This window comes from uncultured Shewanella sp. (assembly GCF_947491715.1).
Taxonomy (GTDB): domain Bacteria; phylum Pseudomonadota; class Gammaproteobacteria; order Enterobacterales; family Shewanellaceae; genus Shewanella.
The window spans coordinates 68,562-81,501 of the sequence record NZ_CANLKR010000002.1; the positions used below are offsets into that span (position 1 = coordinate 68,562).

General features: G+C 39.2%; 9 protein-coding genes. 5 read left to right on the top strand and 4 right to left on the bottom strand.

Features of this window, described 5'->3' with window-relative positions; genetic code table 11:
* Positions 1 to 21: 21 nt before the first annotated feature.
* The 4 genes from Q0779_RS03025 to Q0779_RS03040 all read left to right on the top strand — a co-directional run bounded on the left by Q0779_RS03025 (position 22) and on the right by Q0779_RS03040 (position 5,924).
* Complete coding sequence (locus tag Q0779_RS03025; protein WP_298769375.1) at positions 22 to 1,431, top strand: sugar porter family MFS transporter; 1,410 nt, start codon at positions 22 to 24, stop codon at positions 1,429 to 1,431.
* Positions 1,432 to 1,671: 240 nt separating this feature from the next.
* A complete protein-coding gene (locus Q0779_RS03030) occupies positions 1,672 to 3,060 on the top strand; it encodes a sugar porter family MFS transporter (protein ID WP_298769376.1) in 1,389 nt (462 codons plus the stop codon).
* A 27-nt stretch (positions 3,061 to 3,087) separates the two neighbouring features.
* Entirely contained in the window at positions 3,088 to 4,488 is a 1,401-nt protein-coding gene (locus Q0779_RS03035) for a sugar porter family MFS transporter (protein WP_298769377.1), read from the top strand.
* A 38-nt stretch (positions 4,489 to 4,526) separates the two neighbouring features.
* The gene (locus Q0779_RS03040; RefSeq protein ID WP_298769378.1) at positions 4,527 to 5,924 is read left to right on the top strand and encodes a sugar porter family MFS transporter; all 1,398 of its coding nucleotides are present in this window, start codon (positions 4,527 to 4,529) and stop codon (positions 5,922 to 5,924) included.
* A gap of 82 nt (positions 5,925 to 6,006) precedes the next feature.
* Here Q0779_RS03040 and Q0779_RS03045 read toward each other — a convergent pair whose 3' ends face one another.
* From Q0779_RS03045 to dinG, 4 genes are all read right to left on the bottom strand, one after another.
* On the bottom strand, positions 6,007 to 6,678 hold the full coding sequence (locus Q0779_RS03045) for a DUF2057 domain-containing protein (RefSeq protein ID WP_298769380.1): 672 nt from the start codon (positions 6,676 to 6,678) through the stop codon (positions 6,007 to 6,009).
* Positions 6,679 to 6,771: 93 nt separating this feature from the next.
* Entirely contained in the window at positions 6,772 to 7,434 is a 663-nt protein-coding gene (locus Q0779_RS03050) for a primosomal replication protein (protein WP_298769828.1), read from the bottom strand.
* Complete coding sequence (locus Q0779_RS03055) at positions 7,431 to 8,204, bottom strand: TSUP family transporter (protein ID WP_298769382.1); 774 nt, start codon at positions 8,202 to 8,204, stop codon at positions 7,431 to 7,433. Before Q0779_RS03055 ends, Q0779_RS03050 begins: the two co-directional genes overlap by 4 nt.
* Positions 8,205 to 8,212: 8 nt before the next feature.
* The gene (dinG, locus tag Q0779_RS03060) at positions 8,213 to 10,285 is read right to left on the bottom strand and encodes an ATP-dependent DNA helicase DinG (RefSeq protein ID WP_298769829.1); all 2,073 of its coding nucleotides are present in this window, start codon (positions 10,283 to 10,285) and stop codon (positions 8,213 to 8,215) included.
* A 168-nt stretch (positions 10,286 to 10,453) separates the two neighbouring features.
* Between dinG and Q0779_RS03065 the strand changes: the two genes are divergently transcribed.
* Positions 10,454 to 12,844 carry a DNA polymerase II gene (locus Q0779_RS03065; RefSeq protein ID WP_298769384.1) on the top strand — a complete coding sequence of 797 codons (2,391 nt, stop codon included), beginning with the start codon at positions 10,454 to 10,456 and terminating at the stop codon, positions 12,842 to 12,844.
* Positions 12,845 to 12,940: the final 96 nt, after the last annotated feature.

The window sequence follows — 12,940 nt, forward strand, 5'->3', positions numbered from 1 at the left end:
TGACATTAACAGGGGGGGCTTGTGTTAAAGCAGAAAAGTCATCAAGATGAAAATATTTTGTTGGTGGTATTGATCACTTGTATTGCAGCGATTGGTGGTTTTCTTTTTGGTTTTGATAGTGGTGTGATCAATGGCACTATTGAAGGTTTACAGCAAGCTTATCATTCAAATTCAGTGGGTTCTGGTTTTAATGTTGCCTCAATGTTGTTCGGATGTGCAATAGGAGCTTTTTTTGCTGGACGGTTAGCCGATAAATGGGGGCGACGATCGATATTAATCATATCGGCAGTATTGTTTATTGTGAGTGGTTGGGGCTCGGGTATTGCAAGTACATCAGGTGTGTTTGTTTTTTTTAGAATATTGGGTGGATTTGCCGTTGGGGCTGCTTCTATTCTTTCTCCTATTTACATTGCAGAAGTGGCACCCGCTCGTTATCGAGGGGCGCTGGCAACTTTACAACAAGTTTCCATATTAGCTGGTTTGTTGGCTGCATTTTTGAGCAATTATATTCTCGCTAAAATGGCGGGTTCTTCCATGGCTGTTTTCTGGCTAGGCTTTGAGGCATGGCGGTGGATGTTTTGGGTTGAGATCATTCCTGCTTTATTATTTTTATTTGCACTTTTTTTTATCCCTGAGAGTCCTAGATTTTTAGTGGCTGAAAATCAAAATGCTAAGGCACGTAAGGTATTGACTCGCTTGTATGGATTACACCAAGGAAGGATTAAGTTGAGTGAAATTCATGGGTCGTTATTATCCGATCATCCTCCGAGTTTTACTGACTTAAAAAGTTCACAAACAGGTAAACTTCATCATGTTGTTTGGGTGGGCATAGGGTTAGCTGCTTTACAACAATTAATTGGGATTAACGTCATTTTTTATTATGGTAGCATACTTTGGCAAGCGGCTGGCTTTTCAGAAGATAATGCACTCTTAATTAACGTGCTGACAGGTATAGTTAGTATAACTGCATGTATAATAACGATGTTTTTGATTGACTCTTGGGGTAGAAAACCTTTCCTATTACTGGGCTCAATCGGTATGTCAATGGCCTTATTGTTAATGGTTTATGCTTTTTCACACGCCAGTTTGACTCCCAGTGGCGATTGGCAGTTGGGGCGCTTTGGAGTGTTAGCGTTAATTTCGGCTAATGCTTACGTGTTTTTTTTCAATATATCTTGGGGACCCATAATGTGGATCATGTTAGGGGAAATGTTTCCAAATCAAATTAGGGGTTCTGGCTTAGCAGTGGCTGGGCTTGTTCAATGGGGCGCAAATTTTAGTGTGACGATTAGTTTTCCACTTTTACTGAGTCTACTGGGTTTAGCGGCAACTTATAGCGTGTATGCTATTTCAGCTTTAATTTCCATTGCTTTTGTATTTTTTTATGTTTATGAAACAAAAGGAAAAGAGTTGGAAAGCATGTCTTATTGAAAAACGTTTAAGCATAAATAGAGAAATACAATTAGAAATACCATGTTGGTTTATCAAGTTCAGTAATGAGCATGAAACCAGTTAGAGGTAGCGAGAAAGTTTTTGATTAAATTCAGTGTACTTTCAAGTGGGTTACACATAAATACTCTATTATTAGGGAGGGGTTGAGGACGAATGATTTTACTTCCTTTTTCATTGTATTGACACTTGTTTGTGATTATAAAGGGATAGACATAATCAATGAAATATAGCAATAATTTTCCTCTTATCATGTCCATTAGTTGTATTGCTGCAATGGGATCTTTTCTATTTGGTTTTGATACTGGAGTCATTAATGGAACGGTTGGAGGATTAAGGTTAGCATTTGATTCAAGTTTATTTGTATCCAGTTTTAATATTGCTTCTATGTTACTCGGTTGTGGAATGGGTGCTTTTTATTCTAGTTGGTTATCTGACCGATTTGGTCGGCGTACTATGCTGATGGTCGCTGCTGTTTTATTTATTGTAAGTGCGGCAGGGTCAGGAATTGCTTATTCTTCAGATGAATTTATTTTGTATCGATTCATTGGTGGGCTGGCCGTTGGCTCTGTTTCAGTACTTGTTCCTATGTATATTGCTGAAATTGCACCGGCTCATTACCGGGGAGCTTACGGTACACTACAGCAATTTGGTATTATTCTTGGTTTTTTAGTTGTTTATACGAGTAATTATTTGCTGGTTAAATTATCAGGTACGTCAATTAATGAGTTTTGGTTGGGATTTGAAACATGGCGATGGATGATATGGGGTGAGTTACTACCCGCAATTATTTTTTTTATCACTTTATTTTGGATCCCAGAAAGTCCACGTTATTTAGTGGTTAAAGGAAAAAACAAGTTGGCTTTGAAGGTGCTTGTTAAACTTTATGGACAATTCTTAGGTGAAGCGAAGTTACTGGATATTTCAATGTCACTGTCTAGTGATCATAGTCCAAGATTATCAGATTTAAAGAGCAGAGAAACGGGAAAAGTGCATAAAGTTGTATGGATTGGATTATTTATAGCGACTTTTCAGCAGTTTATAGGTATCAATGTCATCTTTTATTATGGCTCAGTGTTATGGGAGTTAATTGGTTTTTCAGAGCTAAATGCACTATTTATTAATATTATAGTGGCATGTGTTGCTGCTACTGGATGTCTTATCATGATTTTTTTAGTGGATGCTTGGGGAAGACGTCCATTATTAAAAATGGGCAGTGTTGTTATCTTTTTTACGTTATTAGCGCTTGCTTTCATTTTTATGAACGTCGAAAAAGATATCTATGGTGTGATAAATTTAGGGCACTATAAAATACTGACTTTAGTGATAATAAATCTATATGTATTTGTTTTTAATCTGTCTTGGGGACCTGTCGTGTGGATAATGTTGGGGGAAATGTTTCCTAACCAGCTGAGGGGATCGGCCCTTGCTATCGTGGGGTTATTACATTGGGTTGCGAACTTTATGGTAGTGATGACGTTTCCTTTATTACTTCGATCCATTGGTATGGGTGGAGTTTTCAGTGTATATGGTGGTTTTACATTAATATCAGGGGTTTTTGTTTTTTATTATTTAAGTGAGACTAAAGAAAAAGAGTTAGAAGAGGTTTGATTGTACTGGTTCACATTGGGTAAAGGTATGAACAAGCATAGCAATGAAAATACTATTCTGATTATGGCCATCAGCTGTGTTGCAGCAATGGGGGCCTTTTTGTTTGGGTTTGATACTGGGGTGATTAATGGCACCGTTGGGGGACTAAGACTTGCTTTTAATTTAACACTCGTTGAATCCAGTTTTAATATTGCATCGACATTACTCGGCTGTGCTATTGGTGCTTTTTATTCTGGTCGGCTTGCGGATATCTATGGTCGACGGTTTATGTTAGTGATTTCGGCGATATTCTTTATTGTAAGTGCATGGGGATCGGGAATAGCAGATACATCAAATGTGTTTATTTTTTATCGCATGATTGGAGGGCTTGCAGTGGGGGCGGCTTCCATTTTAGTGCCCATGTATATTGTTGAAGTAGTCCCTGCACGCTATAGGGGGGCATATGCTGCCTTACAGCAGGTGGCTATCAATGTCGGACTCTTTTTTGTTTTTATGAGTAACTATTTGCTTGTTCATTGGGCTGGAACGTCTATTAATAGCTTTTGGCTTGGCTATGAGGCTTGGCGTTGGATGTTATGGGGGGAGCTATTACCTGCTTTTATTTTTTTAGTTATGCTTTTTTTTGTGCCTGAAAGTCCCCGATATTTAGTGGTAAGAGAGAAAAATAAACAGGCGCTGCAAGTGTTAACAAAACTATATGGACAATTTTTTGGTGAAGCTAAATTGATGGAAATTTCATTGTCTCTTTCTAGCGATCATAAACCAAGATTATCTGATTTAAAAAACCCCACTTCGAGAAAAGTAAGGCGAATCGTTTGGATAGGTATGGGTATTGCCGCTTTTCAGCAGTTAATTGGTATTAATGTTGTTTTTTATTATGGTGCTATTTTATGGGAAGTGGCGGGCTTTTCTGAATCGAATGCGTTACTCATTAATGTGATCAGTGCAGGTCTTAGCGTCGGAGCCTGTATTTTTACCATTCTTTTTGTTGATAAATGGGGGAGAAGACCGTTTCTTTTAATCGGTTCAGTAGGAATAACGGTTTGCTTACTATTATTAGTCTTTGTATTTTTCCAAGCTGTTCCAGATATTTATGGTGTAATGGACTTAGGAAATTATGACACTTTAGCATTAATTGCAGCCAATGCTTATGTCTTTTTCTTTAATTTATCCTGGGGTCCTGTCATGTGGGTTATTTTAGGTGAAATGTTCCCTAATCAAATTCGAGGTTCAGGGTTGGCGGTAACCGGCTTTGTGCATTGGATTGCTAATTTTGCGATTACAATGAGTTTTCCTTTATTACTGAGCAATATAGGATTGGTGGGAGCATATAGCATTTATAGTTTCTTTGCATTTCTTTCGGTTGTATTTGTGTATCGATATTTGAATGAAACTAAAGGAAAAGAATTGGAAGAGATGAGTATGTAGCATTCATACAGGACAAGATTAAGTAGGGAGAGACTCCTATGAGCCATAGTAATGAAAAAGTATTTTTTATTACCTTTATCTGTTTTATTGCTGCTATCGGCTCATTTCTATTTGGATTTTATACAGGGGTTATTAATGGTACGTTAGGCGGTTTAGCCTCGGCTTTTGACTCTCATTATATGGGGTTGAGTGTTAACGTCGCTTCGATGTTAATTGGCTGTGCAATAGGTGCTTTTTTTGCGGGGCATCTGGCTGATTTATTCGGGCGCAGAATAATATTAATTGTGATTTCAATATTGTTTATTGTGAGCTCTTTAGGTGCAGGTTTTGCTACAACTTCTTCTTGGTTTATTGCATTTCGAATATTGGGTGGAATGGGGGTTGGTGCTGCATCAGTAATCGTCCCTATGTATATTGCGGAGGTTGCGCCTGCACGTTATCGTGGTTCATTAGGTGCTATTCAGCAAGTGGCTGTGATTTTAGGCTTGTTTATTGCCTTTATGAGTAACTATGTTTTAGTGAATGTGGCGGGGGGAGTGAGTCATCCCTTTTGGTTTGAGTATGAAACCTGGCGCTGGATGTTTTGGATGGAGTTGATCCCTTCATTTGTTTTTTTATTGGGTTTATTATTAATCCCAGAGACGCCACGTTATTTAGTTTTATCTGGCCAACATCAAAAGGCTGTGGCTGTGTTGACAAGGTTGTATGGTCAATTTATAGGTGAAGCTCGGTATATTGAAATTTCATTGACGTTATCTGAATCGCACTTACCTCGGTTTTCAGATTTAAAAAACAAGCAAACAGGCAAATTGTACAAAGTTGTTTGGATCGGGTTAGGGCTAGCTCTTTTTCAACAATTAACTGGGATCAATGTGATTTTTTATTATGGCGTGGTTTTTTGGAAAGCCGCAGGGTTTAGTGAACTTGATGCATTATTGATTAATGTTATTGTTGGAGGCATTTGTTTAGTTGCCAGTATTTTTACTTTGTTATTAATAGATAAGGTGGGGCGAAAGATTTTTTTGATGATGGGCTCTATTGGGATGACAGCTTCTTTGGCTGTGATGGTTGGGGTCTTTTATCATACATCAAAAGCCCTGTCTGGTGTATTAATCTTAGGTGACTTAGATTGGGTGGTTCTTATTGCTGCCAATGCGTATGTGTTCTTTTTTAGTTTGTCTTGGGGGCCAGTCATGTGGGTGTTATTAGGTGAGATGTTCCCAAACCCTATTAGAGGCTCTGCTTTAGCGGTAACAGGCGTCGCTCTATGGATTGCAAATTTATTGACTGTAATGACATTTCCTATCATTTTGTCTCAATCTGGTCTCATGATTGCTTACGGGATTTATGGTGGAATGGCCTTGTTGTCTATCCTTTTTGTCTATCAATATGTTTATGAAACAAAAGGGAAAGAGTTAGAGGCGATGTCTTATTAAGTGAGGAGGTTCATAGGTTATTTCCAGTGGGGAATGTTAAGCGCCTCAAATAGGACGCTTAACGTATGACGTGAGGAAGAATTTACATTTGTTGTATTGCCCAACTCATAAAGGCCTTTCTTGTCGGTTCATCGGCTTGCTTCCACCAATATTTTAACATCTGTTGTGCTTCCTTTGCTGATTGACTGGAAGCTGGAGCAGTGGCAAGACTGATAGGATCTTGAATTGAAGGTGTAACTTCAGTCTGAGTAGTACCTTGAACGGTTGCCGCTGCAGCAGCGGCTTCTGGGCTGATATCTTGTTTATTTCGAGTGAATAATTGGGAGACAAAACTGTCTTCAGTGAAGTTAGTTTGCTTAACTTGAAAGTCGACTTTGCCATTGTTACTTTGCTTAATAATGACTTGAGGTGATTTTGAAAAGGCTTTGGGATCTTTTACTGGCAGCCCCCCAACAGGCTCTAGTTGGTATTGGTGATTTTCGATTACGTTTAATGTCACAATGAAAGGTGAAGACTCAACGCGGTATTCGCTATCACTGTAATCATCTTCAATCATATCGCTGTATCGAATCGCAATTTTATGACTGCCAGGCTGTAATTTAAGCGTCGACTTATGGGTAAAAAAGTTCGTTTTGATTTTTTGACCATCGATGGCTAAATATTCAAATGACATTGGAATGGTTAAACTGGATGCGAGGGTAGTGGCACTTGTGAGAAGGGTGAGTAAAGCGGTGAAGATACGTATTGATTTCATGTTCATTCCTTAAAGTGCTAATAATGTCTCTGTATTATTTTTATTGATAAAAGTGAGCCGTTTCATTGTGCTAAATCATCATGGCATATTTTGTTAATAATTTCGATTCTTGTTTGGCCTTTCATAAAGCTGAATACGCTCTTCGATGTAAGTAATGGCTTGACGACATTTACCTAATCGTCGATGCAATAATAGGATTTCATTTTGCCGAGTGATTTTGTCATTTTTATGACAATGGCCTAATTGTGATTGCAACAGGTCAATCTTATATTGCATTTTTTTCTGCCAATTGAGATGTTTATCAAGCTCTTCATAGAGTTTATGGCTATTTTGCATCACATTGGCGGCTATCCAGTTAAATCCGCTTTCTTGGTGGGCCAATTGGTGGCGTTTTACAGCCATTTTTCGTTTAATAGTTTTTTTATGTTCAGCTGTTTTGATATCCAAAGAGGTGGCTTGTAAGGCACGTTTTACTGCGGTAAATTGATCTTGGATCCGCTGGCAATGATATAACATGGATTGCGACGCGAGTTTAAAGGAGAGCTGTTTTTCTAGTTGGTTGATATTTTTTGCTATTTGTTCAATGCATGGAAATAATTTTGCACCTGACTGTATAAAGAGAGAACGATTAAAACGCTCAATATCGAGTAGCATTTTTTGTTGTGTCTTAGGCAGTTGACTATCATGTTGTAGAACATCTTGTTCTAACCGCTTAAGTTGTTGCTTTAGTTTGTTAATTAAGTCACCTTTTGTCATATCCATGCACTCCAAGTGAGCTTAGCTGCAATGATAATGATAATAATGATAAAGAGAGGACGAATGAAAGGAAAGCCAAACTTAATGGCTGAATGTGCCCCAATATAAGCGCCTAACATCATACAAACGCCCATAGAAAGTCCCAATGCAATATCGACTTTTTGTAACATGAAAAAAATAATCAATGAAGTTACATTACTGGTAAAAGTCATCGCACGGGCGAGGCCACAGCTATGGAGTAAAGGTAAATGATGAAGACGGCTGCTTGATACTGTCCAAAATGCGCCTGTACCTGGGCCTGCAAATCCATCATAAAATCCTAATGGAATGGCTTGAAGCCATTGTTTTAGTGCAGATGCTGGGCGGTTAGGGGGGATTAAGTTCTTGTCTCCCATAGCATTAGGTTGTAGTAACGTATACAGAGCAATGATGATGATGATTAATGGTAAGGCTTTTTCTAACCAGGCATTATTGATGAGGGAAACAGAAAAGGTGCCAATAACCGCCCCGATAAAAGCAGCAATGAAACTGTGATACCACAAGCTTGGGGAAAAGAGCCTTTGTTTATAGTAGGTAAAAGCCGCCATGGAAGAACCAAAGGAAGCGGCCAGCTTATTTGTGCCTAAGGCCATATGGGGATTCACTCCCATGGTGAGTAGCGCAGGGATAGATAACAGGCCACCGCCACCGACAACAGCATCAATAAATCCTGCTATAAATCCAATTAATGCAAGAATAGCCCAAGAACTAGGCTCAAGTAATAAATCCAAAAGCTTTCCTATTCAATAACTTGTCGAAATGGGGGGAGAGAATTGAGTAAAGACTTCCCATAGCGTTTACTGACTAACCGCCTATCTAAAATGGTTATTCGGCCATAATCTTGCTCTTTACGTAACAATCGACCGCAACTTTGTATTAGTTTACGCGAAGCGTCTGGAATAGTCAGTTGTAAGAAAGGATTTCCCCCTTTTATTTTAATATATTCAGCATGGGCTTGTTCAACAGGAGAGGTGGGAACAGCAAAAGGCAGTTTAGTGATAATCAGGTTTGTTAAATAATCACCAGGCAAATCTAATCCTTCAGAAAAGCTTCCCGTTCCAAAAATGACACTGGCTTCTTGGTTATCGCATCGTTTTTTGTGATCCGATAAAATGGCTTGTCTGGATGCGCTGCCTTGAATGAGAAGAGGTTGTTTGAGCTTAGATTCGATAAGTCCTGCTACTTTTTCCATTTGCCAATAAGAAGCAAATAAAACCAAGCTGGCTTGCTCATCTTCAATCAAGGTTATAATTTTTTGAGCAAGCTCTTCAGTGAAAGATTCATGAGTCGGCTCTGTCTCCATCTTTGGTAAATATAGAGTCGCATTATTTTCAAAATCAAAAGGTGAGTTCATGGCTAAATAACGGCTACCGTCAGAGAGTGATAAGCCCACTTGATGAGTAAAGTGATTGAAGTTATTTAATGCCCTAAGGGTGGCGCTGCATAAAACCACGCCAGCGGCTTTTTCCCATAATAATGACTCCAGCATGAAGCCCACTTCAATGGGAGAGGCATTAAATAAATAATCGCTTTGCTTTCCCGTTAACTGCTCTATCCATCTTGCCTGTGGTGCGCCTTTCGGATTATCTTTTTTGGCCATCATTTTCCACAATTTCTGTAGATTTTCTAGGCGCTGTAACATAAATCCAGTTTCGGAAAGCAAGGCTTCTGACTGGTGTTTAGCAATATCGCCATCTTTAATTGCTTCATTGAGCAAGGATAACATCTTGTTAAATTGTTTTAGTGCATTATTAGCCGTTGTGGCGGCATTTTCTGCTTGAATGAGTAAGCCTTCAGGTAAGACACCATGTTCAAAGCGAAATCGACTTTCAGGATTGTCAAAGCGTGCGTTTTGGGTGTCGCAATAGGATGCGATTTGTGTGAGTTGAGCACTGAGATCGGCAATATGATCTTCCATAGCCTGTGCTGGCGCGATGATATAATTGCTTTTTATTTGGTTTTGAAGCTTGGCACAGGTTTTACTCATTTTATCGAGCCAATCAATAGCCCCGCGTAATGTGGCCTGCGCACTACTAAAGTCACGCGCGACATTAGGGAGGTGGTGGGCTTCATCTATGATATAAAAAAGGCTTTCTGGCTCAGGTAAAATAACGCCCCCGCCTAATTCTAAATCTGCCAGTAATAAGCTGTGATTAGCAATGAGGACATCCCAAGTATCAAGATCTTCTCGTGCTTTATGAAAAGGACACTGTCGGTGACTGGCATGTTGTTTATGGCAGCTGTGTTTATCACATGCAATCTGTTGCCATAAATGATCGGCAAGAGGTTGGTTTAATGTGTCTCTTTCACCATTCCATTTTTGTTGGTTGTAGTCATCAAGTAAGGCTTTTAGAGTGCTTAATTGGTGAGGATCGGGCTTTGTTTGCCATAATGCCATTTGAGTGGTGTTGGTTTCTTCAACCATCATGGTTAATTTAGATAAGCAAACATAACGCTGGCGACCTTTGACTAACCCATATTGAAAGTCCAAACCCGATTGCTTAAGAAAAAAAGGCAGATCTTTTTGCAAAAGTTGTTCTTGTAAAGCGACAGTGGCAGTGGCAATACAAATTTTCTTCTTACTGGCCAGTGCAAGTGGAATGGTACCCAGCAAGTAAGCTAATGACTTACCTATGCCTGTGCCTGCTTCAACGACAATAATACGTCTGTGCTTATCATATTCTCCCGCCAAGGTTTTGGAGATTTCCGCTACAATATAGTTTTGTTCTTTGCGCGGACAAAAATGGGGAAGTGTGTCTGCAATACCTTTATAAATGGAGCGTATTTGGGTTTTAACATCTGCCGATAACATGATTTTACAAACAAAAAGAAATAATGCTGTACATAATAACAGTGAATGCATAGCCTAAGAAGCTTTTAAATGTTAATTATATGCTTTTCTATTTCAACCTCCCTGAAAGAAGCCTTTTAAATGGGGATAATGTTGAGTCATGACGCGTTGATTTAAGTGAGAGTTGAGATGAGTGTAATGCCAGAAAAAAAGGTGGGTATGAAAGGACGGGTATTGACTCGTCAGGGCGTTAATTACCATGATGACTACTACTTGCAATACTACATACAAACGCTCACGGGGGCTAGGCAAGTTTTAGTGAAAGAGGAGGTTGTCTGCTTTTGTAAAACTGAAGATGCTAAGCGTATTCAGGGATTAATGCATGGCCGGAAAATTCGAGTACAGGTGGTAAAACTTAAAAACTTCCAAAATGATAATATCTCCGCTATTTACTCTTCCAATGTTTCCCTGCATCGGCAATTGACTCGAGTAGCAACCGATGCGGGTATTGCGTTATATGAAGCCGATATTAAAGCGGAGACTCGATTTTTGATGGAGCGATTTGTGACTTTAGATGTCGAGTTTAGCGGTTGTGAAACTCAGCTCCCTGAGTTAGGTGATGTGTTTATTGCCAATAAAGCACGACAAGCCAATATAGAAATCGTTTTTAAAGCCATTTCCCTAGATTTTGAGTGCAGTCCGCAAGGAGAGCTTTACAGTGCAGCTTTATACGGTAAAGGGCCGGACGGCAGTGTTTATCAGAAGGTGTTGATGGTAGGAGATAGTTTAAAGTATAAAAATAAAATTCTTTATATACAGTGGGTTGAAAATGAAATTGCATTGATCCATGCATTGATTCGCTGGTTTAACGTTTATGATCCTGATTTTATTATTGGCTGGTCTGTGGTGAACTTTGATTTAGCACTGCTCTATAAACGCGCTAAACTCCATGGTATCGCATTGACTATTGGTCGTGGCGGTAACGAGATGGGGTGGAAAGTGGCGGATAAATATCGACCTGAAACCTTATTATTACCCGGTCGTGTTGTCCTAGAGGGAATTGATTGGTTAAAAGCAGCTTTTTATCAGTTTGAACGTTATGGACTGGACTTTGTGGCTCAGGCGTTATTGGGAGAAGGAAAAGCGATTGATCAGGTGGATAACAGGCTCGATGAAATAGTATATCTTTTTCAGCAAGATAAAATAGCCCTTGCCCATTATAATATCACTGATAGCCGATTAGTTTGGGATATTTTTGAAAAGACTCAGCTTTTTGATTTCGCCATCGAAAGAGCAAAATTGACAGGACTTGAACTGGGGCGTGTGGGAGGCTCAGTGGCGGCATTTAACTTTCTTTATTTGCCTCATTTACATCGCTCAGGTTATGTCGCACCAGTAATGCCTGACAGTGAATGTCCAGACAGTCCCGGTGGTTATGTCATGGATTCTAGGCCTGGATTATATCAAAACGTGTTGGTGCTTGACTTTAAAAGTTTATATCCATCAATTATCCGTAGCTTTTTAATTGATCCTAAAGGGTTAATTGAAGGAATGAAAGGGAGGGAAGAAGAGACTGTCGATGGTTTTTTAGGCGCAAAATTTTCACGGAATAATGCCATTTTACCTAAAATAGTGGCCAATCTTGCTGTGCAAAGAGAAAAAGCAAAAAGCGAAGATAACGCTCCCTTATCCCAAGCGATTAAAATTATCATGAATTCTTTTTATGGCGTGTTAGGTTCGAGCGGATGTGTATTTCATGATCCGCAACTGGCGAGCTCAATCACCTTAAGAGGGCATGAAATCATGAAGCAAACCCGCGCTTGGATCCAAGATTATGGATATCAAGTGATCTATGGTGATACGGATTCTACTTTTGTGTGGCTAGGGGAAAACCCTCCTAGTTCTCAACAATCGATCGATGATTTAGGCCAGCAACTAGCAATGATGATCACAGATAAATGGTCTGATAAGTTAAAAGCTGAGTGGCAATTGGACAGTTTTTTAGAATTGGAATATGAGTGTCATTATCAACATTTTTTTATGCCCACCTTACGTGACTCTAAGGAAGGGTCAAAAAAGCGTTATGTTGGGGCGATAGCTCACCATGATGGTTCACTCAATATGGTGTTTAAGGGCATGGAGCAAGTACGAAGTGATTGGAGTCCGATTGCGAAGCGTGTTCAATATGAACTTTACCTAAGGTTATTTCAGGGGCAGGATGTTGTCTTTTTTTTGAGAAAGACGTTGCAGGATTTAACAAATGAGTCTCTTAATGGTGAATTAGTGTTTACTAAGCGTTTAAAAAGAGATGTGTGTGATTACAAAATTAAGTCTGCGCCGCATCTTGATGCAGCAAAACGTTTATCTCAATGGACTGAAGATGCAAATTATTTAAAGAAAGGTACTCGAGTTGACTATGTGATGACAATCAATGGCGCCGAGCCAGTGGGTTTGAGGCGCTCTAGAATCGATTTTGATTATTATATCGAAAAACAATTGTCACCGATTGCTGAACCAGTACTGACAATCTTAAATAAAAGCTTTAGTGAAGTTGCAACAAATCAAATTATGTTAATTTAGGTGCTCCTATGTTGCTAAAGAGCTTTTTCAGTGTTCTAATTTGGTTTTATTGAATGGTGTTACATGGTTTCTTTAGTTAACGTGATGCGGAAATCT

What these genes read in the sequence shown, in the direction of transcription:
- dinG (WP_298769829.1), bottom strand. Translation starts at nt 10,285, where the DNA reads ATGTTATCGGCAGATGTTAAAACCCAAATACGCTCCATTTATAAAGGT.
- Q0779_RS03050 (WP_298769828.1), bottom strand. Translation starts at nt 7,434, where the DNA reads ATGACAAAAGGTGACTTAATTAACAAACTAAAGCAACAACTTAAGCGG.
- Q0779_RS03030 (WP_298769376.1), top strand. Translation starts at nt 1,672, where the DNA reads ATGAAATATAGCAATAATTTTCCTCTTATCATGTCCATTAGTTGTATT.
- Q0779_RS03045 (WP_298769380.1), bottom strand. Translation starts at nt 6,678, where the DNA reads ATGAAATCAATACGTATCTTCACCGCTTTACTCACCCTTCTCACAAGT.
- Q0779_RS03040 (WP_298769378.1), top strand. Translation starts at nt 4,527, where the DNA reads ATGAGCCATAGTAATGAAAAAGTATTTTTTATTACCTTTATCTGTTTT.
- Q0779_RS03035 (WP_298769377.1), top strand. Translation starts at nt 3,088, where the DNA reads ATGAACAAGCATAGCAATGAAAATACTATTCTGATTATGGCCATCAGC.
- Q0779_RS03065 (WP_298769384.1), top strand. Translation starts at nt 10,454, where the DNA reads ATGAGTGTAATGCCAGAAAAAAAGGTGGGTATGAAAGGACGGGTATTG.